The organism is Methylobacterium sp. AC690 (assembly GCF_979256535.1).
In genome coordinates this window covers 44,176-64,759 of sequence record NZ_CEEDOX010000013.1, presented here as the reverse complement: position 1 = coordinate 64,759, position 20,584 = coordinate 44,176, and the positions used below count along the sequence as shown (strand labels likewise).

Genomic DNA, 20,584 nt, shown 5'->3' with positions numbered 1-20,584 from the left:
CGTGCCGGCGGCGGGCAGATCCGTCTCGCTCCGCCCCGCCGACGACCGTGGATGGAGGCTCCCGGCCGGCGCTGAACCACGTGGCGCAAGATTTCTGCACAAGATGCGTCGCGGTTTATCTGGGATTAACCAAGCTGCGGCTGAATAGGGTCAGTTAAGGTTGATGTTTTCCTAACGGGCACCTTCCGCCGCTCTCGTCTACGCTTAACCTTCTCTTGAGGTCTGCGGCGATGGGCTGTGCCAGTTCGGGAACTGCGTATTCGAGTTCGCCCGCATGAACGACGCTGTGTACCCGTCCGGCCGCCGCCTCCGCCGCCGTCGCCGGCCCCACGGGCCGATGCTCCTGCGGACCTCCGCGGTGGCGCTCCTCTGCGCCGCCTTCCCGCACCTGACCGCGCCGGACGCACCCGTCCCGGCCGGCCCGGGACGGGCGGTGCTGGCGACCGCACCTGCGCCGAGCGCCTCCGCCTGGATGCTCGATCCGGTGCCGGTCCTGGGCTCCGCAGCCCGGGGGCTGGCCCAGGCGGCCCCGCTCAGCGCCGCCCTGCTGCCCGGCGCGGGTGCCGCCCGGACGCGGCTGGCGACGGCGACGCCGCGCCCCGCGCCGGTCCCGGTTGCTCCGGCCGCCAGCCCGGTCCGGATCGCGCAGGCGCTGCCCCAGACCATCCCGCTGCCGGTGCCGCGCCCGGCCGGCCTCGTGGCCCAGGCCGAGCCGGCCCGCCTCGCGCTCCGCGCGGCGCCCGCCCTGCGCGCCCTGGCCACCCGCCGGACCCAGGTCGCCCGCGCGAGCGCCGATGCCGCGGCCGAGCGCTCCTTCTTCGACACGGTGTTCGGAACGCGCTCCGCGCCGGAGCCCGAGGCGGAGCCGCGGACCACCCTCGCCTACGCGGCGGTGGATCCCAGCGTCGATCCGGGTCCGCGCCGGGTGATCGAGAGCAGCCCGGTGGTCGGCGCCGGCACGGCCGTCTACGACATCACCGCCCGCACCGTGACCCTGCCCAGCGGCGAGCGGCTCGAGGCCCATTCCGGCCTCGGCGAGAGCATGGACAACCCGCGCCACGTCCACCGCCGGATGCGCGGCTCGACCCCGCCGGGCACCTACGAGCTCACCGAGCGCGAGGCGCTGTTCCACGGCGTCCGGGCGATCCGCCTCAACCCGGTGGGCGGCAGCGCGGCGATCCACGGCCGCGACGGCATCCTGGCCCACACCTACATGCTGGGCCCCAGCGGCGCCTCGAACGGCTGCGTCTCGTTCCGCGACTACAACCGCTTCCTCCAGGCCTTCCTCCGCGGCGAGGTCCGCCGCCTCGTCGTGGTCGCCGGGCGCGGCGATGCGGGCCCGACCTTCGCCGAGCGCCTGTTCGGCCGCGCCACGCGCTGAACAGAAGAGCCGCGCGCCCGGACAGGCACGCGGCTCTCAAGACATCAAGACCGGCGGCGCGGGATCAGCCGATGATCTTGTCAATGGTAATCGGCAACGTGCGGATGCGCTTGCCGGTGGCGTGGAACACCGCGTTGGCCACCGCCGCCGCCGTGCCGACGATGCCGATCTCGCCCAGGCCCTTCACGCCCATCGGATTGGCCGTGTCGTCCTCGTCCACGAAGATCACGTCGATGTCGTGGATGTCGGCGTGCACCGGCACGTGGTACTCGCCGAGATTGTGGTTCATGAACCGGCCGATGGTGTGGTCGAGCATGGACTCTTCCTCGAGCGCCGAGCCGATGCCCATCACCACGCCGCCGAGGATCTGGCTGCGCGCCGTCTTGGTGTTGATGATCTTGCCCGCCGCGATCGCCGAGACGACGCGGGTGACGCGCACCACGCCGAGGTCCTCGTCGACCTTCACCTCGGCGAAGATGGCCGAGTGGGTGTAGCCGGCGAATTCCTGGGAGTGATTGGAATCCGGCCCGGCCGAGCCGGTGGCCTCGATCTTGTCCATCCCGGCCTTCGCCATCACCTCCGTGAGGGCGATGCTGCGGGACGGGTCGCCCGCCACGGAGATGCGCCCCTCCTTGAAGACCGCGCGGTCGAAATCGACGTTGGCCAGCGGCGAATCGTCGAGGCCGCGGGCCAGGGTGAAGACCTGGGCGGCGATGTCGCGGCAGGCCTTCATCACCGCCGTGCCCGAGGAGGCCGCGGTCCAGGAGCCGCCGGCGATCGGCGCGTCGGCGAGCTTCGAGTCGCCGAGCTTCGTCGTCACGTCCGACATCGGAACGCCCAGGGCGTCGGCGGCGATCTGGGTCAGGATGGTGTAGGTGCCGGTGCCGATGTCGCCGGTCTGGTTGCCGACCACGAGCTTGCCGTCGGCGGTGAGGGTCGCCTGGGCGCTGGACTGCTGCATCAGGGCCTCCCAGATGCCGGTGGCCATGCCCCAGCCCACGAGCTCGCGCCCCTCCTTCATGGAGCGCGGCTCCGGGTTGCGGGTCGACCAGCCGAAGCGCTCGGCGCCCTGGGCATAGGCCGCCCGCAGGGACTTGGAGCTGAACGGCTTGTCCTGGGTCCGGTCCTTCTCGGCATAGTTCCGCAGGCGCAGGTCGATCGGGTCCTGGCCGGTCTCGTGGGCGAGCTCGTCCATGGCGATCTCGAGGGCGAACACGCCCGTCACCGCGCCCGGCGCGCGCATGTCGGAGGGGGTGTAGGTGTCGATCTTGGCGAGCCGGTAGTCGAGGGCGACGTTCGGACAGTCGTAGAGGATGCCCGACCAGTTCACGACCACCTCCTGGTAGTCCTCGAAGCCGGAGGTGCCGGAGATCGCCTCGTGCCGGACGGAGGTCAGCGCGCCGTCGGCCTCCGCCCCGAGGGCGATGGTCTGGCGCACGTCGGGCCGGTAGCCGAAGGTGAACATCTGGTCGCGGGTCAGGGTCACCCGCACCGAGCGCTCCAGCTCCCGCGCCGCCATGACGGCGAGGAAGAGCTGGTATTGCGGGCGAAGCCCCGAGCCGAAGCCGCCGCCGAGATAGGGGTTGAGGACGTGGACGTCGTCCTTCTTCATCCCGAACACGCCGGTGATGTAGCCGAGGCTGTTCGAGACGCCCTGGATCTTGTCGTAGACGGTGAGCTTGCCGCCGCCTTCCCAGACCACGGTCGAGGCGTGGGGCTCCATCGGGTTATGGTGCTCGACGGCCATATGGTAGTGGTTGGTGAGCTGGACCGGGGCGGCCTTGTAGGCGCCGTCCGCATCGCCCCAGGGCGCCGGCGGCGGCTTGATGCCGGACCGCTTCTTGGGCGGCACGTAGGCCACATCCTCCAGGGTCCGCAGATCGGTGGTCGGCGTCTCGGCCTCGTAGGTGAGCTTCACCAGCGAGGCGGCGTAGCGCGCCGTGCCGAAATCCTCCGCCACCACCAGGGCCACGGGCTGGCCGCTGTAATGGACCTTGTCGTCGTAGAGCGGCCGGAAGGGCGAGCCCGGAGGCGCGACCTGGTCCTGGTAATTGTAGTCGAGCCAGGCGGTGCGCGGCCGGTTCTCGTGGGTGAAGACCTTGACGACGCCCGGCACCGCCTCGGCGGCGGCGGTGTCGATGGAGAGGATGCGGCCGCGGGCGATGCCGCTCGAGACCACGTAGCCGTGGGTCAGGTCGGGGGCGGCGAACTCGCCGGCGTACTTCGCCTGGCCGGTGACCTTGGCCGGGCCGTCGACGCGGCTCTGGGCGGTCCCGACATAGGTGTCGGTGCCTGAGGTGCTGATGCTGTGGGCCATGGGGGTTCCTTCAGGCGATGCGCTTGTCGGACTGCGACTGGGGCGTGCCGGCAGCGGCCTGGGCGAGGCCGCGGGCGATGGCGCGCCGCGCGAGTTCGATCTTGAACGCGTTCTCGGATTGGGGCTGTGCCTCGGCCACGACGATCTCGGCGGCCGCCGCGAAGGTCTCGGCGGTGGCGGGCTTCCCGATCAGGGAGGCCTCGGCATCGCGGTTGCGCCAGGGCTTGTGGGCCACGCCGCCCAGCGCGAAGCGCGCGGTCCGGATGGTGTCGCCGTCGAGCTTGATCACCGCCGCCACCGAGACGAGGGCGAAGGCGTAGGAGAGCCGGTCGCGCAGCTTCAGGTAGGTGTGGTGGGCACCGAAATCCTCGTCGGGCAGGTCGACCGAGAGCACGATCTCGTCCGCCGCCAGGGTGGTGTCCCGCTCAGGGGTGTCGCCCGGCAGACGGTGGAAGTCGGCGAAGGGGATCGTGCGCTCGCCCCCCGGGCCGGCGACCCGGACCGTCGCCTCCAGGGCGGCCAGCGCCACGCACATGTCGGAGGGGTGGGTGGCGATGCAGGACGGGCTCGTCCCGAAGATGGCGTGGATGCGGTTGACCCCGCCGATGGCGGCGCAGCCGGTGCCGGGCTCGCGCTTGTTGCAGGGGGTGGCGTCGTCGTAGAAATAGTAGCAGCGGGTGCGCTGCAGGAGGTTGCCGCCCGTGGTGGCGGCGTTGCGCAGCTGGCCCGAGGCGCCGGCCAGGATCGCGCTCGACAGCAGCGGATACCGCGCCTTGACCCGGTCGTCGTAGGCCACGGTGGAATTCGTCACCAGGGCGCCGAGGCTGAGGCCGCCATCGCGCGTCTCGATCCGGTCGAGGGGCAGGCGGGTGATGTCGACGAGGCGCTCGGGCCGCTCGACGTTGTACTTCATCAGGTCGACGAGGTTGGTGCCGCCGGCGATGAAGCGGGCCTGGGTGCCGGACGCGACGGCGAGGACCGCCTCGTCGACGGTGGTCGGGCGGACGTAATCGAAGCGGTTCATTTCGCGGCTCCCGCGTGCATCACGTCCTCGATGGCGTCGACGATGTTGGTGTAGGCGCCGCAGCGGCAGATGTTGCCGCTCATCGCCTCCCGGATCTCGTCCCGCGACTGGGCATGGCCCTCGGAGAGCATGCCCACCGCCGAGCAGAGCTGGCCGGGCGTGCAGTAGCCGCACTGGAAGGCGTCGTGCTCGACGAAGGCCGCCTGAAGCGGGTGCAGCCCGTCGGATCCGGCCAAGCCCTGCGCTCCGGCCAAGCCCTCGACCGTGGTGATGCTGGCTCCATCCTTCATCACCGCCAGCGTCAGGCAGGAATTGATGCGCGTGCCGTTCACCAGCACCGTGCAGGCGCCGCACTGGCCGTGGTCGCAGCCCTTCTTGGTGCCGGTGAGGTCGAGGTCCTCCCGCAGGAGGTCGAGGAGTGTGGTCCAGGGGGCGACCTGAAGCGTCCGGCTCTCGCCATTGATCGTCAGGGTGATGCCAAGAGTGTTGGCAGCATGGCTGGAGCCGCTTTCGATGAGCATGGCGGTATCCGTGGCTTGCGCGGCGCGAAAGGCGCGACGCCGCTGGTGTTCGGAAAAAACTCGCAGGGGCGGCGGCGGGGGAAAACCATCCGCCCCGTCCCGGTCCACTCGATAACAGTTCCAAAAAGCTGGTGTTCCCGCCGGGTATCCCTGCGCCGGGTTCACGTTTGACGGGAGCACCACTTGGCGACCCGATCCCGTGGCCGCGCCTCGGACCGACGCGGGGCCGCCGCGGTCGCCTGCCCGGAGGCCGCCCGCCCCGGGGGCCGGCTGTCGGCCGCCCCTTCCCGGTCACCCCCCGGCCCGCCGTGACGGTCCCCTGGTTGCTTGGCGCGGGCGCGTTGCGCTAACCCGGTGGCGCCACGTGTGCCGCCGCCTGTGCCGCCACGCGCCTGAGCCACTCGCCTGATCAAGGACGCCCGATGACCGCGCTCGCCCCCGTTCTCAACGACATCGACCGCGACCTCGACAACGCCCTGGAGCGGCTCTTCGCCTTCCTGCGCATCCCCTCGATCTCCACCGATCCGGCCTTCGCCCCCCAGTGCCGCGAGGCCGCGAGCTGGCTCGCCGGCACCCTGACGGCCCTGGGCTTCGAGACCGGGATCCACGAGACCTCCCTGCACCCGGTGGTGCTGGCCCATGCGCCGAAGCCCGGCACCCCGCACGTGCTGTTCTACGGGCACTACGACGTGCAGCCGGTCGACCCCCTGCATCTCTGGGAGACGCCCCCCTTCGAGCCGCGCCTCGCCACCGATGCCGCCGGGAAGCAGAAGATCGTCGGGCGCGGCGCCTCGGACGACAAGGGCCAGGTGATGACCTTCGTCGAGGCCTGCCGGGCCTTCAAGGCGATGGAGGGCGAGCTCCCCTGCGGCGTCACCCTCCTGATCGAGGGCGCCGAGGAGAACGGCTCGCAGGGGCTGCCCGAATGGGTCGCGGCCAACCGCGACAAGCTCGGCGCCGACATCGTCCTCGTCTGCGACACCAGCATGTGGAATCCGACCACGCCCGCCATCACCACCTCCCTGCGCGGCCTCGCGTATTTCGAGGTGAAGGTGACCTGCGCCGACCGGGACCTGCATTCGGGCTTCTTCGGCGGCGCGGCGCGCAACCCGATCCACGTCCTGTCCAAGATCATCGCCGACCTGCACGACGCCGACGGAAAGGTCGCGCTGCCGGGCTTCTACGAGGGCGTGCGCGAGACGCCGCCGGAGGTGCTGGAGCAGTGGCGCGGCCTCGACTTCACGGCGGAGACGTTCCTCGGACCCATCGGCCTGTCGGAGCCGGCCGGCGAGCGCGGCCGCATGCTGATCGAGCTGATCCAGTCGCGTCCCGCCTGCGACGTCAACGGCATCATCGGCGGCTATACCGGCGAGGGCACCAAGACGGTGATCGCCGGCCAGGCCAGCGCCAAGGTCTCGTTCCGCCTTGTCGACGATCAGGACCCCGAGCAGCTCGCCCGCACCTTCGAGGCCTTCGTGCGCGCGCGCATCCCGGCCGACTGCGCGGTGGAGGTGATCTGCTACAAGGGCAGCCGCGCCATCAGCCTGCCCTTCGACATGCCGGAGCTGGAGACCGCCCGCGCCGCCCTGGCCGAGGAATGGGGCGTGCCCGCCGTGACCATCGGCGCCGGCGGCTCGATCCCGATCGTGGGCGACTTCAAGCGTCTCCTCGACCGCAACACGCTGCTGATCGGCTTCGGCCTGGACGACGACCGCATCCACTCGCCCAACGAGAAGTACGACCTCGACAGCTTCCACAAGGGCACCCGCTCCTGGGCTCGCATCCTGGCGGCCTTCGGGGCGCAGCGGGCCGGCTGAGCGGCCCTCTCGTCTCCCGTGGCGCGCGGCTTCGCACCCTGGAGCCTGCGCCGATCCCTTCCGGAGTCTGCGCCGATCCCGTCTGGTGTCTGCGCCGATCCCTTGGGGGGACGCGCGTGACGACGCGCCACCCTCTCCCGGAAGGAGAGGGTTGGGGTGACCCTCGACCGTTCGAGATCCGCGGATTCACGCTCCGCTCGAGTCCCAAGGCCGCATGACCGCCCTTCCCGACCATCCAGCCCCCCGCGAAGCCCGCTTGTTCGCGGCCGGCCACGGCGTGCTGGTCTGCCGCTATCCGGTGGCCACCGATCTGCCGATTCCCCTCGCGGTCCCGGAGCCGCCGGGCCTGCGCCTGCTCAGCTGGACCTTCACCGGCTTCGGCGGCCCTGAGCCCGATCCCGCCGGGCTCCTGGTCCTGCAGGACGGGGCGGCGGCCCTGGCGGAGGGCGGCGTCCTGACCCTGGAGACGCATTTTCGCGACCAGGCGATCGCCTGTCCGAAGCCCCGACCCGTGGCGGAGCTGGCGCGCCCCGCGCGCGCCGCCCTCGGGGAGGCGGTGCTGGCCGCGGTGATGCCGGACACCCTCGACGCTCTGGCGACGCTGTTCCCGCTCCTGGCGCCCGCCGTCGCGGAGAGTCCGGTGCCCGAGACGGCGCCCCGCCTCGCCCTCGCGGGCGACGATGCGCACCGGGCCACGCTCTCGGGCTCCACGGTGCCGAACTACCTGCTGCTGCGGGCCGGCAGCACCTGGAGCTGCGCCCGGGTGGCGACGGCCGAGCTCCGCTTCGGCCCCGCCCCCGAGATCGACCTCACCCTGGCGCCGGCCTGGGGCAACCCCCGCGGGGCGACCGTCGAGACCGCCTTCCTCCTCGGTCCCGGCACCGTCACGCCGGCCCGTCTCCGCCGCGAGGGCGGACGGTGAGCGGCCCGGCGATCCTCGTGGTGGCACCGATGCCGGCGTTTCCGACCAGCGCCGGCAACCGGCGCCGGCTGCTCACCACCTGCGCCGCCCTGCAGCGCGGCGGGTACGCGGTCGACCTCGCCTATTATGCCCATGAGGACCAGATCTACCGCCGCTTCGGGCAGCACCCGCCCACCGACGAGGCCGCGGCGGCGGGCCTGTTCCGGCACACCTTCCGGATCGAGCCGCCGGCGACCATCCCGCTCACCACCCGGTCGCGGTGCTTCTCCATCGACGACTGGTGCCCCGAGGCCGTCGGCGCCTTCGTGTCCTGGTACGGGAAGGCCTATCCCGAGACCAGCGCGATCCTGATGAACTACGTCTTCCTGTCGCGCGCCCTGGAGGCGGCGCCTCCGGGCGTGCTGACGCTCATCGACACGCACGACCGCTTCGCCGACCGGCAGCGCCAATACCGGCCGTTCCGGGCCGAGCCGAACTTCTTCTACACCGATCGGGCGGGCGAGGCGGCGGGCCTCGGCCGGGCCGACATCGTGCTGGCGATCCAGTCCGAGGAGGCGGCCTATTTCCGGACGATCACCGACCGCCGGGTTCACCTGCTGCCGCCGCGCTTTCCCGCCCGCCGGCCCTTCACCGCCCCGACCCGGGTGAGGCGGATCGGCTTCCTCGGCCACGGCAACGATCCGAACCTGTTCTCCATCCGGCGCTTCGCCGCGGCCTGGAGCGAGGGCTGGACCGCGGCCCGTCCCGAACTCGTCATCGCGGGGGAGATCAGCAACAGCCTCAGCCCGACCGCGGGGCCCGGGATTCGCTTCGCCGGCTACCTGCCAGACCTGGAGGACTTCTACGACGGAATCGACCTCGTGGTGGCGCCCATCCTCATGGGCAGCGGCCTGAAGATGAAGGTCGCCGAGGCCCTGTCCTTCGGCAAGCCCGTCATCGGCACCGCCCTCGGTTTCGAGGGCTTCGACCCCGTCGTGCCGGCCCATCGCCTGGACACCGCCGAGGCGGTGATGACGCAGGTGCTGGCCTTGGCCTTGGACGCGGCCGAACTCGCCGCGCTCACCCGGGCCTGCGCAGATCTATTTGCCGGCTACAACGCGCGTGCGGAAGAGGCGGAAACCGCTTTGCTGGCAATGCTTTCTGTTTCCGACGGGAAACCATTGGCGGCCGATGCGGCGGCGGCTCGCTCGGCGGCCATCGACCCGGACCGGGTCGTCACCGCCCTGGCGAGCGGACGCCTCACCTGCGAAACCTCCCTGCGGTCCGACCTGCGCGACGATCCCAACCTCGGCCTCCTGGTCGCCACCGAGCGCGTCGCCCCGCCGGGCGCCGAACCCTACACCCCCGCCCGCCGGCGCTGGTTCGCCAGGGCGGAGGCCGCGCAGACCGGGCGCAAACAAGACGAGGCCGGGTCAGCGGATGCCGGCCTGGCCGGGCTCCGGCTCGCCCTCTCGCCGGAATGGGTCCGCGACCGGCGCCTGCCCCCGCCCCTCCGGGCGGAGCTCGCGGCGCAGCTGGCGGACGTCGCGGCGGATTGGGATGCCCAGGCGGTCCGCGTCGGCACCGCCGGAGACGAGACGACCCTGGCCCTGACGCTGCCGCGTCACCTCGCGTTCGGGACGCATCCCCACGCGGTCTTCCGGATCGGCACGCCGACGCGCGAGATCACCCTCCGACGTGTCACGCTTCTGAATACCAGCCGGATTTCGGTGTATTCCAGCCCGTATATCAGTGCGTATGCCAGCGCCCGCGCGGACCTCCCGGGGGCGCCGGCGGCCGTGACCTTCGCGGGGCTCGGGGCGGGCACGGAGGCGTCCACGATCCTGGTCCTGCACGACGATCTCATCGGCCGCATCACCGTCCTGCCCGACCCTCTGCCGAGCCCGGAGCCCCTTGCATGATGGCGGCCCCCGACATCCTCGACGCCCCGGCAGGCCGGAAGGCGGCCCTGGTCGAGGCCGCCCTGATCTGGAACGCGTTGTTTCTCAACGACGTCCGCATCGCGTTCCGGCCGGAGGCCGCGCCCGTGATCTCGGTCGTGATCGTCTCGCGCGGGGCCCGGCACCTGCTGGCCTGGACCCTGGCGAAGCTCGCCGGGCACCAGGCTTTCGCCGGGCCGGCCTTCGAGGTGATCCTGGTCGACAACGCCTCCGATGCCGAGACCCGGGCCCTGTTCGGGCGCATCGACGGCGCCCGGATCCGCCTCAATCCAGAGAATGCCGGCTTCGGTCCCGCCTGCAACCAGGGTGCCGCCGAGGCCCGCGGCCGCTACGTGCTGTTCCTCAATCCCGACATCGACCTGATGCCCGGCGCCCTCACGGCCCTGGTGCGCACCTTCGCGGAATCCGACGAGATCGGCATCGTCGGTGGGCGGCTGGTGTTCCCCGGCGGCATCCTGCAGGAGGCCGGGGCCGGCTTCCAGGACGACCCGCAACTCACCCATCCGGCCGGCCGCGGCGGTCTCGATCCCTTCGCGCCGGAGGCCTCCTACGTCCGCGACGCGGGCTACGTCTCCGGTGCCCTGCTGATGATCGAGGCCCGGCTGTTCACGGATCTCGGCGGCTTCGACGACCGCTTCGCGCCGGCCTATTTCGAGGACACCGACCTCTGCGCGCGCTGCCAGCAGGCGGGGCGGCGGGTCGTCTACCAGCCCCGGGCCCTGGCGATCCACGTGGAGAGCGGCACCAGCGTCCGGCGTGCCGACGTCGAGGCGCTCCTCGATCGCAACCGGGTCCGCTTCCGCGAACGGCACGGCCCCTGGCTCTTCGGGCAGGGTCCGCGGCGCACGGGCTTCGGCCCCCGCGACGACGCCCCCTTCGCCCTACGCGTCCTCTACGTCGACGACCGGGCCCCGCATCAGGATCTCGGAGCCGGGCTGCCGCGGGCCAACGCCATCGTCAACGCGATGGCGGACCTCGGCTACGCCGTGACGGTGTGCTCGGTCTATGGCGAGCGCGAGGAGCCGGCGACGACCTACCGCGATCTCTCGGACCGGATCGAAGTCATCGAGCCCTGCGGGCGGGAAGGCTTCCGGCGCCTCGTCACCGAGCGGGCCGGGATCTACGACGTGCTCTGGGTCAGCCGACCACCGCATATCCGCATGGTGTGCGAGGTCCTGGCGGATCTGGGCCTGACCCCGCGGGAGGTCGGCCGCGCCCGCGTGGTGTTCGATTCCGAATCCCTCTACGCCCTGCGCGAGTTCGTCGTCGATGCCCTCAAGGGCCGGCCGGCGCCGGGGCCGGCCCTCGCCCGGGCGACCGCCCTGGAGCTGCGGACCATCGCGGCGGCCGACCGGGTGGTCTGCGTCTCCCCGGCCGACGCGCGCCTGCTGCGCCGGGCCGGGGTCGCGGATCCGGTGGTCCTCGGCCACGTCCAGGCGCCCCATCCGAACCCGCCCGGCTTCGCCGCCCGCTCGGGGTTCGTCTTCATCGGATCCCTCGCCCGCGAAGGCGAGCCGAACATCGATTCCCTCGACTGGTTCTTCGGGCAGGCTTGGGATGCCCTGCGGGCGCTCCTGCCGGAGGCCCACGTCACCATCATCGGTGCGGTCGCGCCCTCCATCGCCGAGCGGCTGACCCGGCCCGGCGTCACCGTCCTCGGTCGCCTCGACGAGATCGGCCCCGCCCTCGATGCCGCCCGCGTCGCCCTTGCCCCCACGCGCTTCGCCGCCGGCCTCCCGCACAAGGTGCTGGAGACCGTCGCGCGCGGCCTGCCGAGCGTCATCACCCCGGTCCTGGCCGGACAGATGGGCTGGCCCGACGGCACCGGATACCGGGTCCATGACTGGCACGATCCCCGGGGCTTCGCCGAGACGCTGGCGCATCTCCACGCGGACGCGGCCGCCTGGACGCAGGTGCAGCGCGCCGGTCTCGCCCAGGTCGGCCGCGAGGAGGACCCCGAGGCCTACCGCGCCGTCCTGCGCCGGTTGTGCGAGGCGCCGACCTTCCCATGACACGCAGCCCGACGTTCCACGCCGTCCGCCTCGCCACGCCCCTGATCCGCCGGGTGATCCTCGGCCGCGTGCCCCGCCTGTTCGACGCGGCCTATTACCGGACGAACAACCCGGACGTGGCCCGCTCCGGCATCGACCCGTTCCTGCACTATGTCTGGCGCGGCGCGGCGCAGGACCGCGATCCCAGCGCGGATTTCGACACCGCCTTCTACCGGCGCCAGAGCGGCGCGACCCGCCTCGACCCGGTGCGGCATTACCTGCGCGTCGGTGCCAAGGCCGGTCTCGACCCGAACCCCGCCTTCAGCACCCTGATGTACGTGGCGCGCTACCCCGATGTCGGCCTGGCCGGGATCAACCCCCTGGTGCATTACCGCCAGGACGGGCGGGCGGAGGGCCGCGTCGCCGCCCCCTCCGCCTCGCAGCCGGAGGAATGGGTGCCCTTCCAGGGGGTCCGCGAAGCCCAGCGCTGGGCTTATCCGGCGCAAGCCTCGCCCCGCTTCGCCCTGACCCTGAGGCGCGACGTGCCGGTCTCGGCCTGCCCCAGCGTCCTGCCTCGGCTCTGCCTCGTGCTGACCCTCGATGGGAACGAGATCGACGGACTGGTGCAGAGCTTCGACGCCTTCCCGGACTCCGCCGCCGATGCGCTCACCCTCGCGATCGACACCACCCTGCGCCCCCATCCGCCCCGCTCCACCCTGGTCCTCGCCCTGGAGCAGTGCTTCCACGGGCCGGGCCCCGGGGGCACGGTCCTGCTGCGCTACGCGGAGGCGCGGATCTGGGACGTGCTGCCGGAGCGCCCGCACGTGCTCCGGCTCTGCCCGGCCGGAGCGCTCGCGCTTCGGGTGCTCTGAGGCGCCTCCGGCGAGACTGCGGGCGTTCAGGCGGCGGAGGCCGGGCGCACGAGATCCGCGAGGTCGACCGGGCAGTCGCCGTTGCGGGCGATGACGATCACCGGCACGGCCCGGTGCCGGGCGATGGCCCCCGCCACGAAATCGGGCGGGGTCGGCGCGTCGGGGCTGGCGCAGACGACGATCCCCAGCAGGGGAACGCCGTGCGCCTGCAGGGTCTCGGCCGCCGTGAGGGCATGGCTGATCGCGCCGAGATACGAGCCGGAGACGAGGAGAGCCGGCAGGCGCAGGGCCTTGAGCCAGTCAAGGCCGGTCGCCTCCCCCGTCACCGGGCTCATCACGCCGCCGACCCCCTCGATCAGCAACGTGGTGTCGGGCGGCGTGGCCGCGATCTCTCGCCGGCACCAGCCGACGAGGTCGTCCAGGGCCAGGGTCCGGCCCTCGCGGGTGGCGGCGAGATCGGGGCTCAAGGGGGCGGTGAAGCGCCAGGGCGAGCAGGCGGCGACCGTCTCGGGCGTCGTCGCCAGGCCCTGCGCCGCGAGCAGGCGCCCGGTGTCGCTCTCCGCGAAATCCGCGGCATCGAGGGGCGGGACGCCGCTCGCCAGGGGCTTGAGGGTCCGCACGCCGCGGCCCAGGGCGCGCAGCCGCCGCGTCAGCGCGGCGGTGACGTAGGTCTTGCCGATCTCGGTCCCGGCGCCGGCGACGAAGACGGCGCGCGTGCCGCTCACTTCTCGACGAAGGCCTTCTCGATGACGTAGTGGCCGGCCTCGCCGTGATTGCCCTCCTCGTAGCCGCCCTCGGTCAGCAGCTGGCGGGTGTCGCGGATCATGTCGGGCGAGCCGCAGAGCATGAAGCGGTCGTTCTCCACCGACATCGGCGGCAGGCCGATATCCTCGAACAGCTTGCCCGAGGTCATCAGGTCGGTGATGCGGCCGCGGTTGCGGAAGGGCTCACGGGTCACGGTCGGGTAGTAGATCAGCCCGGCGCTGATCACCTCGCCGAGAAACTCGTGGTTCGGCAGATCCTGGGTGATGGTCTCGCCGTAGGCGAGCTCCTGCACCTGACGGCAGCCATGGACGAGGACGACCTTCTCGAAGCGCTCGTAGGTCTCCGGATCCTTGATGATCGACATGAAGGGCGCGAGGCCGGTGCCGGTGCCCAGGAGGTAGAGGTTCTTGCCCGGCATCAGATTGTCGAGCACCAGGGTGCCGGTGGGCTTCTTGCCGACGATGATCGGGTCACCGACCTTGAGGTGCTGCAGCTTCGAGGTGAGCGGGCCGTTCGGCACCTTGATCGAGAAAAACTCCAGTTCCTCCTCATAATTGGCCGAGACGACGCTGTAGGCGCGCAGCAGCGGCCGGCCCTCGACCTCGAGGCCCATCATCACGAACTCGCCGTTGCGGAAGCGGAAGGCGGGATCGCGGGTGGTGCGGAAGGAGAACAGCGTGTCGGTCCAGTGATGGACACTCAGCACACGCTCCTCGTTGAACTTGCTCATCGACGGTCCGTCTCGAATTTCGCTCGAATCTCGAAGCTTTGCGTGGGGTCTTCTCGCACCTGCGGTAGGCCCGTCAAGGCGGCGCGCGTACGCAGGCACACGCGCGTGCAGTGGCTTGGAATCGTTCTTAATTCTGCCCCGGCCCGTCAGAGGGGCTTCAGGCCGGCCTCGATCTCCGCGCGGCGGGGTTCGAGGAAGGGCGGCAGGGCCAAGCGCTCGCCCAGGGTCTCCATCGGCTCGTCAGTGGCGAAGCCCGGCCCGTCGGTGGCGATCTCGAACAGGATTCCGTTGGGTTCGCGGAAGTACAGGCTGCGGAAGTAATAACGGTCCACCGGGCCGCTGGAGGGCATGCGCCGCTGCTGGAGGCGATCGGCCCAGGCCGCATAGTCGGTGTCCGGGATGCGGAAGGCGACGTGGTGCACGGCCCCGGCGCCTTGACGGGCGGGGGCCAGCTTCGGTTCGGCCACGAGGTGGAGTTCGGCGGCGGGGCCTCCCCCACCCATGCGATAGACGCGTACCTCGCCCTCGGGAAGCTCATAGTTCCGATCGTGATTCATGCCGAGGATCTCGGTGAGCACGGCCTCGGTCCGCTCGATCTGCGCCACGCTGAGGCGGATCGGCCCGAGACCCCGGATCTGATGCGCCGCCGGTACGGGGCTCTGCGCCCAGGGATGGGCCTCGCCGGCGCCCCCGTCCTCCAGCAGCATCAGGCGCTGACCCTCGCCATCCTCGAAATCCAGGGTGAGGCGCCCGTCGCGCTCCACCGGCACCGCATGGCTTACGCCCTGCCGGGCGAAGTGCTCGCGCCACCAGTCGATCGCGCCGGCGCCCGCGACGCGCAGGCCGGTGCGGCTGATGCTGTTGGTGCCGCGCCGCTCGCGCGGCGCCGGCCAATCGAAGAAGGTCACGTCGGTGCCGGGCGAGGCCAGACCGTCGGCGTAGAACAGGTGGTAGGCCGAGACGTCGTCCTGGTTCACCGTCTTCTTCACCAGCCGGAGGCCGAGGACCCGGGTGTAGAAGGCCAGGTTGTCGGCCGCCTGCGCGGTGATGGCGGTGAGGTGGTGGATTCCGGTGAGTTGCATCGGCTGATCCCTGAGCGACGGGCGGACCCGTCAGATGGGGCGGCCTGTCCGAAAACGAAACGGCCCCCGGGAGGGGGCCGTTCGACGACGTCGGATGGGGCGCTCAGAAGGCGCCGGCGAGAAGACCGAGGCCCGCGAGCGCGAGGCCCGCGCCGGTCACCCGCAGGGCAGTGAAGCTCTGCACGAGCCGCCCGGCCGAGAGGCCGAGACCGAGGCCCACCGCGTGCAGGAGGGCGGTCGCCCCGAGGAAACCGAGACCGTAGGTGAGGCCCGAGCCGGTCCCCGGCATCTCGGCGCCGTGGGCATGCCCATGGAACACCGCGAAGGCGCCCACGAGGGCCATGGCGGCGGTGACCGGCAGGGCCGGACGCAGGGCCAGGGCGGCACCGAGCACCACCACCGAGAGGGCGATCCCGATCTCGACGAAGGGCAGCCCGATGCCGGCGACCCCGAGGGCGCCGCCGACGGCCATCATGCCGAGGAAGGACAGGGGGACGAGCACCAGGGCGCGTCCGCCGATGCGGGCCGCGATCAGGCCCACCGCCACCATGGCGAGGACGTGGTCGAGGCCGCCGAGGGGATGGAGGAAGCCCTGGGTCAGGCCGGCGGCGGGCGCGTGGCCGGGATGGGCCAGGGCCGGCGTCGCGGCGAGGCCCATCGCCGTCACGAGGGCGAGGCGGGCCGGCAGGGAGGCGAGGCGTGATGTCATCCGGACTGTCCCGAGCTTGAAAACCAGCGGTGCAGCATCGTCGCCGCCCCGGCGGAAACTAGCAACCGTCGTGCCCGCGGACAGGCCCGAGACACCGCAGCCAGGCGCGGCGGTTCGTCCACGGGCCCCGGACACCCGGGCGCCCCCGAACGTTCGTGATCCGTCAGACGTCCGTGGGACGGCCGGCGGCGACCACCAGCATCTTCCCGTCCGCGAAGGTGCGGGCCCCGGCGCGGCGGATGTCGGCCTGGGTCACGTTGGCCACCAGATCGTTGCGGCGGGCGATGTAGTCCATGCCCAGGCCCTCGAAGGCGATCTGCACGAGCTGGTGCGCGATCTTGGTCGAGGTGTCGAAGCCCAGTGCGTAGGAGCCGGTCAGGTAGTCCTTGGCCTTCTGCAGCTCCTCGTCCGAGGGGCCGTCCGTGACGAGGCGGCCGATCTCCTCGCCGATCACCGACAGGGCCTCGCCGACGCGCTCGTTCTTGGTGGCGGTGTAGCCCCAGGTCATCGAAGCGGCGCGGTGACTGACCAGGGACGTGCCCACCGAATAGGCGAGGCCGCGCTTCTCGCGCACCTCCTGGAACAGGCGGGAGGTGAAGGAGCCGCCGCCCAGGATGTGGTTCAGGACGTAGGCCGGGATGAAGTCCGGGTCGCACCACGGAACGCCGTTCATGCCGAAACGGATCACGGATTGCGGCACATCGAGATCGACCACGTGGCGCGCGCCGATGTTATGCATCCGGGTCTGGGGCACCGCCGTGAGGGGGGTGGCCATGTCGAGCTTGCCGAACGCCCGGTCGAGGCTCTCCGCCAGGCGGGCGGCGTCGATGGCGCCCACCGCCGCGACCTTGACGGCCCCGCGCCCGATGATCTGGCGATGCATCGTCACGAGGTCGTCGCGGGTGATCGCCGCGATGCTCTCGGGCGTCCCGGAGGACGGGCGGGCATAGGGATGCCCGGCATAGGCCTCGGCGAAGAAGCGGCGCGAGGCCATCACGCCCGGATCGTTCTGCTGGTAGCGCAGGCCGGCCAGGGTCTGGGCCCGGACCCGCTCGATGGCGTCGGGGTCGAGGCGGGGCTTGGCCAGGGCCAGGGCCAGGAGGTCGATCGCCTCGTCGGCATGCTTGACCAGCATCTTGAGGGAGCCGCCCAGCGCGTCGGAGCCGGCATGGAAGGAGAGTTCGATGGCCCTGGCGGCGAGGCGCTCCTGGAAGGCGTCGGAGGTGAGGTCGCCGGCCCCCTCGTCGAGGAGGCGGGCGAGCATCTGGGCCACGCCGGCCTTGCCCTCCGGGTCCTGGGCCGCGCCGCCCTCGAAGGTGAAGGCCAGGGCGATCAGCGGCACCACCGGGGATTCGACGTGCCACGCCTCGATGCCGGGAGCGACCGCGACGGGAACCGCCTGGGTCGGCGAGGTCGCGGAGCGGGTGGCGGGGTCGAGCAGGTCGGTGGTGGCCACGGTCATGGGAACCTCATGCTGTGCGCGGGGCGCGGCGGCAGGCGCCGCGGCCTCTCGAATTGCGTGGCCCGGCCGCGAGGCCGGGAGCGGCCTTCAGGCCGCGTCGGCCTCGCGGGCCTTGGTCAGGTAGCCGGTGACGGATCGGGAGGGCGACAGGTAGCGCTCGGCCACGGCCACGAGCCGCGCCTTCGTCACCCCCTCGATGTCGGAGGGCCAGCGACGGACCTCTTCGATGCTCTCGCCGATGGCCAGCGCCGAGCCGTAGATGCGGGCGAGCGAGGATTGGCTGTCGGACGAATAGACCGTCTCGGCCACGAGCCGGGTCTTGGCCCGCTCGATCGCCTCGGGCTCCAGGGCCTCGGAGGGGACACGGCGCAGGACGCGGTCGACCTCCTCCTCCAGCTTTTCCAGGCTGACCCCCTCGGCGGGGATCGCGTAGACGGAGAAGCGGGTGTCGTCGATGGCCGAGCCCATGTACCAGGCGCCGGCATTCACTGCGACGCCGAGCTCCATCACCAGCTTGCGATAGAGGTAGGAGGTGGAGCCGCCGCCCATGACTTCGGCCAGCAGCTCGAGGGCGTGGCACTCGCCGTCCCGCGCGGTGATGCAGGAGGGGGTGAGGTAGAGCCGCTGCAGGGTCGGCTGCTCGACCTTCGGATCGGCCACGGCGAGGCGGCGGAGCGCCCGGGGCTCCGGCTCCTTGGCGCGGATGCGCACGGGCCGGGCGCCCTGCGGGGTGACGCGGCCGTAGGTGTCGTCGGCCATGCGGCGGACGTCGTCCGGGGTCACGTCGCCCGCCACCACCAGGATGGCGTTCTCCGGCGTGTAGAAGCGCTTGTAGTAGTCGAGGGCGTGGGTGCGGTTCAGCTCCTCGATCTCGTGCATCCAGCCGATGATCGGCGTTCCGTAGGGATGATGCACGAACAGCGCGGCGGCCATCGCCTCGGAGAGCTGCGCCGAGGGGTCGGTCTCGACCCGCATGCGGCGCTCCTCCAGCACCACGTCGCGCTCGGGCGCCACCACGGCGTCGTCGAGGACGAGGCCGGTCATGCGGTCGGCCTCGAACTCCATCATGGTCCGGAGGTGATCGCGGGCAACGCGCTGGAAATAGGCGGTGTAGTCGTAGGAGGTGAAGGCGTTCTCCTGGCCACCGAGGCCCGAGACGGCCTTTGAGAAGGCGCCGATCGGGTGCCGATCGGTGCCCTTGAACATCAGGTGCTCGAGGAAGTGGGCGATGCCCGACTGGCCCAGCGGATCATCGGCCGAGCCGTTGCGGTACCACACCATGTGGGTGACGACCGGGGCCCGGTGATCGGGCACGACCACGACGTCGAGGCCGTTGTCGAGGGCGAAGGCACTGACCTCGGGGCCGCCCGCCTCGGAACGCCCGAAGGGCGCGGCCTCGGCCCGGCCCGCGCTGGCATGGCCGCGCGCGGGTCCGAAGAGGGGCATGTCCTTCCTGAACAGGTGCATCGAAGCTCTTCCTTCCGCGGCCGGCCGCTCGCGAGGGCCGTCCGTCATGTTGGCATTGCGCCGGCTCCGCGCCACGGGGGTGCGGCGGAGGGGCAGGAAACGGGTCCGCGTGCGGTGACTCGCCGCCCCTGCGGCACCGGGCCGGACCCGGGGTTCAGTTCGCGGAACGCGCGCGCACGTAGGCGCCCGGATCGGACTCCTCACGCTCGCGATAGGGGTTGTTCACGGGGTCGCCGTTGGTCTTGGCGACCTTGCGCGGCGGCTTGCGGTAGCCGGTGGGCGGATCGGTGAGGACGTCGCGGTCCGGCTCGACCTGCGACGGCTCCGCGACCTCGGCGGAACGCAGGCCGAAGGGGTTCGACCAGAAGGAATTGCGATCGTCGTTCTCGCCCTCGGGCCGGCCCGGCTCGGTACGGCCCTGGGCGCTCGCCCGGCGGCCTCCGCGCATCTCGTCGATGGAGAGGGTCATGTTGTTGTCGTTCATCCGGCCCTGGGCGCCGCGGACGATCGGCTTCCGGGCCTCCTCGCGCTCGCGCTCCCGCTGGACGACCTCGGGATCCTTCGGCCACTGCGCCGAGGCTTCGGGCTGGCGCGGCGGCGGCAGCGACTTGCCGTCGAGCTTGGGCGGCATCACCAGGGGGGCCCGCTCGCGGTAGGTAATCGCGGGCTTCTCGGGCTCGATCAGGCCGATGCTGCTGAGCGTGTCGCGCATGAACACGCCCTGCTGCGCCTGAGCGCTCCCGGCGGTCAGGATGCCTGCCACCACCAGCAAAGCCCGATGTCCGATCATGCTGTCCCCGCTCTCCGCCCGGTTGTGGGTCCCGGTTCCCCGAGCCCGGATGATCGCCTTGTGCCGCGATCTTGATCCGACCTCCTCGGCCTGACCCCGGTTTCAGGCGATCGTATGGCGCCTTGACCGCAGTGCACCAGCCCAGCCGGCACAACGATCCCGGTTGTGGTTTACGGACCACAGGTCCGACGGAAACGACAGCGGAGCCTCAGAGCTCGGAACCGGTGCTCCGGGGAGCGGGCCGCAGGCTGTCGAGGATGAGGCCGACGACGCCCGCGACGATGGCCGCATCGGCGATGTTGAAGACGTACCAGGACCAGCTGCGCCAGTGCAGGTGCACGAAGTCGAACACCGCGCCGTAGGCCGCGCGGTCGATGGCATTGCCGAGGGCGCCGCCCGCAACGAGCCCGAGGGCCACCGCCAGCAGGCGCGAGTCCGCCCGTCGCATCCAGAGCGACAGGCCCAGGGCCGCGAGGCAGGACACCCCCACCAGCACCCAGCGGCCGATCCCGCCCTCCTGCTGGAACATCCCGTAGGAGACGCCCCGGTTCCACACCACGAGGAACTCGGCGAAGGGCGCGATCCGCCAGGGCTGCGTCAGCACCAGATCGGTGCCGAGATAGAGCCAGAGCTTCGAGGCTTGGTCGACGACCAGGGTGACGAGGAGCGCAACGAGGCCCAGGCGGGAGGGGGTCATGCGGGAGAAGGGGTCATGCGGGAGAGACCGTCATGCGGGAGAACGTCGCGCGCGGGGATGGGGCCTCCCCCCGGAAAGGGGGGAAGGTCGGGGGCGG

Annotated in this window: 17 protein-coding genes; 6 read left to right on the top strand and 11 right to left on the bottom strand. The window is 71.7% G+C overall.

What is annotated here, in order from left to right; all coding sequences use genetic code 11:
- Positions 1-274: 274 nt before the first annotated feature.
- Positions 275-1,381 carry a DUF2778 domain-containing protein gene (locus tag AC0IY1_RS16180; protein WP_471770843.1) on the top strand — a complete coding sequence of 369 codons (1,107 nt, stop codon included), beginning with the start codon at positions 275-277 and terminating at the stop codon, positions 1,379-1,381.
- Positions 1,382-1,445: 64 nt separating this feature from the next.
- On the opposite strand, the gene AC0IY1_RS16175 is transcribed toward AC0IY1_RS16180, so the two are convergent.
- The 3 genes from AC0IY1_RS16175 to AC0IY1_RS16165 are packed head-to-tail and all read right to left on the bottom strand — an operon-like array spanning position 1,446 to position 5,243.
- Positions 1,446-3,698: a xanthine dehydrogenase family protein molybdopterin-binding subunit gene (locus AC0IY1_RS16175; protein WP_103709038.1), complete on the bottom strand. Its 2,253-nt coding sequence runs from the start codon at positions 3,696-3,698 to the stop codon at positions 1,446-1,448.
- A gap of 10 nt (positions 3,699-3,708) precedes the next feature.
- Entirely contained in the window at positions 3,709-4,722 is a 1,014-nt protein-coding gene (locus tag AC0IY1_RS16170; protein WP_471770841.1) for an FAD binding domain-containing protein, read from the bottom strand.
- Positions 4,719-5,243 (bottom strand): (2Fe-2S)-binding protein, encoded by a 525-nt coding sequence (locus AC0IY1_RS16165; RefSeq protein WP_471770840.1) that lies wholly within the window; start codon positions 5,241-5,243, stop codon positions 4,719-4,721. The genes AC0IY1_RS16170 and AC0IY1_RS16165 overlap by 4 nt, the downstream gene beginning before the upstream one ends.
- 422 nt (positions 5,244-5,665) lie before the next feature.
- Here AC0IY1_RS16165 and AC0IY1_RS16160 point away from each other — a divergent pair, with 422 nt between their 5' ends.
- The 5 genes from AC0IY1_RS16160 to AC0IY1_RS16140 all read left to right on the top strand — a co-directional run bounded on the left by AC0IY1_RS16160 (position 5,666) and on the right by AC0IY1_RS16140 (position 12,785).
- Positions 5,666-7,060, top strand: coding sequence for a M20/M25/M40 family metallo-hydrolase (locus tag AC0IY1_RS16160; RefSeq protein WP_103709035.1), 1,395 nt, complete (start codon positions 5,666-5,668; stop codon positions 7,058-7,060).
- Positions 7,061-7,274: 214 nt separating this feature from the next.
- A complete protein-coding gene (locus tag AC0IY1_RS16155) occupies positions 7,275-7,982 on the top strand; it encodes a hypothetical protein (protein ID WP_471770838.1) in 708 nt (235 codons plus the stop codon).
- Positions 7,979-9,883 (top strand): glycosyltransferase, encoded by a 1,905-nt coding sequence (locus AC0IY1_RS16150; protein ID WP_471770836.1) that lies wholly within the window; start codon positions 7,979-7,981, stop codon positions 9,881-9,883. The genes AC0IY1_RS16155 and AC0IY1_RS16150 overlap by 4 nt, the downstream gene beginning before the upstream one ends.
- Entirely contained in the window at positions 9,880-11,934 is a 2,055-nt protein-coding gene (locus tag AC0IY1_RS16145) for a glycosyltransferase (protein ID WP_471770834.1), read from the top strand. The genes AC0IY1_RS16150 and AC0IY1_RS16145 overlap by 4 nt, the downstream gene beginning before the upstream one ends.
- Complete coding sequence (locus AC0IY1_RS16140) at positions 11,931-12,785, top strand: hypothetical protein (protein ID WP_471770832.1); 855 nt, start codon at positions 11,931-11,933, stop codon at positions 12,783-12,785. Before AC0IY1_RS16145 ends, AC0IY1_RS16140 begins: the two co-directional genes overlap by 4 nt.
- Positions 12,786-12,811: 26 nt before the next feature.
- On the opposite strand, the gene bioD is transcribed toward AC0IY1_RS16140, so the two are convergent.
- The 8 genes from bioD to lspA form a co-directional block, all read right to left on the bottom strand.
- Positions 12,812-13,510 (bottom strand): dethiobiotin synthase, encoded by a 699-nt coding sequence (bioD, locus tag AC0IY1_RS16135; RefSeq protein ID WP_471770830.1) that lies wholly within the window; start codon positions 13,508-13,510, stop codon positions 12,812-12,814.
- Positions 13,507-14,280 carry a ferredoxin--NADP reductase gene (locus tag AC0IY1_RS16130; RefSeq protein WP_055946326.1) on the bottom strand — a complete coding sequence of 258 codons (774 nt, stop codon included), beginning with the start codon at positions 14,278-14,280 and terminating at the stop codon, positions 13,507-13,509. The genes bioD and AC0IY1_RS16130 overlap by 4 nt, the downstream gene beginning before the upstream one ends.
- A gap of 146 nt (positions 14,281-14,426) precedes the next feature.
- A complete protein-coding gene (locus tag AC0IY1_RS16125) occupies positions 14,427-15,362 on the bottom strand; it encodes a ring-cleaving dioxygenase (RefSeq protein WP_471770828.1) in 936 nt (311 codons plus the stop codon).
- Between the two features lie 103 nt (positions 15,363-15,465).
- Positions 15,466-16,071, bottom strand: a complete 606-nt coding sequence (locus AC0IY1_RS16120) for a HupE/UreJ family protein (protein WP_471770826.1) — start codon at positions 16,069-16,071, stop codon at positions 15,466-15,468.
- 163 nt (positions 16,072-16,234) lie between these two features.
- A complete protein-coding gene (locus AC0IY1_RS16115; protein WP_471770824.1) occupies positions 16,235-17,533 on the bottom strand; it encodes a M16 family metallopeptidase in 1,299 nt (432 codons plus the stop codon).
- An 87-nt stretch (positions 17,534-17,620) separates the two neighbouring features.
- Positions 17,621-19,000 carry a M16 family metallopeptidase gene (locus AC0IY1_RS16110; RefSeq protein WP_471770822.1) on the bottom strand — a complete coding sequence of 460 codons (1,380 nt, stop codon included), beginning with the start codon at positions 18,998-19,000 and terminating at the stop codon, positions 17,621-17,623.
- A 154-nt stretch (positions 19,001-19,154) separates the two neighbouring features.
- Entirely contained in the window at positions 19,155-19,790 is a 636-nt protein-coding gene (locus tag AC0IY1_RS16105) for a hypothetical protein (RefSeq protein ID WP_055946341.1), read from the bottom strand.
- A gap of 208 nt (positions 19,791-19,998) precedes the next feature.
- Positions 19,999-20,487, bottom strand: coding sequence for a signal peptidase II (lspA, locus tag AC0IY1_RS16100; protein ID WP_471770820.1), 489 nt, complete (start codon positions 20,485-20,487; stop codon positions 19,999-20,001).
- Positions 20,488-20,584: the final 97 nt, after the last annotated feature.

Bases quoted from the DNA above. Each gene is read 5' to 3' on its own strand.
- AC0IY1_RS16105 (WP_055946341.1), bottom strand. From the start codon at position 19,790: ATGATCGGACATCGGGCTTTGCTGGTGGTGGCAGGCATCCTGACCGCC.
- AC0IY1_RS16110 (WP_471770822.1), bottom strand. From the start codon at position 19,000: ATGCACCTGTTCAGGAAGGACATGCCCCTCTTCGGACCCGCGCGCGGC.
- AC0IY1_RS16160 (WP_103709035.1), top strand. From the start codon at position 5,666: ATGACCGCGCTCGCCCCCGTTCTCAACGACATCGACCGCGACCTCGAC.
- AC0IY1_RS16145 (WP_471770834.1), top strand. From the start codon at position 9,880: ATGATGGCGGCCCCCGACATCCTCGACGCCCCGGCAGGCCGGAAGGCG.
- AC0IY1_RS16140 (WP_471770832.1), top strand. From the start codon at position 11,931: ATGACACGCAGCCCGACGTTCCACGCCGTCCGCCTCGCCACGCCCCTG.
- AC0IY1_RS16125 (WP_471770828.1), bottom strand. From the start codon at position 15,362: ATGCAACTCACCGGAATCCACCACCTCACCGCCATCACCGCGCAGGCG.
- AC0IY1_RS16120 (WP_471770826.1), bottom strand. From the start codon at position 16,071: ATGACATCACGCCTCGCCTCCCTGCCGGCCCGCCTCGCCCTCGTGACG.
- AC0IY1_RS16115 (WP_471770824.1), bottom strand. From the start codon at position 17,533: ATGACCGTGGCCACCACCGACCTGCTCGACCCCGCCACCCGCTCCGCG.
- AC0IY1_RS16180 (WP_471770843.1), top strand. From the start codon at position 275: ATGAACGACGCTGTGTACCCGTCCGGCCGCCGCCTCCGCCGCCGTCGC.
- AC0IY1_RS16155 (WP_471770838.1), top strand. From the start codon at position 7,275: ATGACCGCCCTTCCCGACCATCCAGCCCCCCGCGAAGCCCGCTTGTTC.
- AC0IY1_RS16130 (WP_055946326.1), bottom strand. From the start codon at position 14,280: ATGAGCAAGTTCAACGAGGAGCGTGTGCTGAGTGTCCATCACTGGACC.
- lspA (WP_471770820.1), bottom strand. From the start codon at position 20,487: ATGACCCCCTCCCGCCTGGGCCTCGTTGCGCTCCTCGTCACCCTGGTC.
- AC0IY1_RS16165 (WP_471770840.1), bottom strand. From the start codon at position 5,243: ATGCTCATCGAAAGCGGCTCCAGCCATGCTGCCAACACTCTTGGCATC.
- AC0IY1_RS16175 (WP_103709038.1), bottom strand. From the start codon at position 3,698: ATGGCCCACAGCATCAGCACCTCAGGCACCGACACCTATGTCGGGACC.
- AC0IY1_RS16170 (WP_471770841.1), bottom strand. From the start codon at position 4,722: ATGAACCGCTTCGATTACGTCCGCCCGACCACCGTCGACGAGGCGGTC.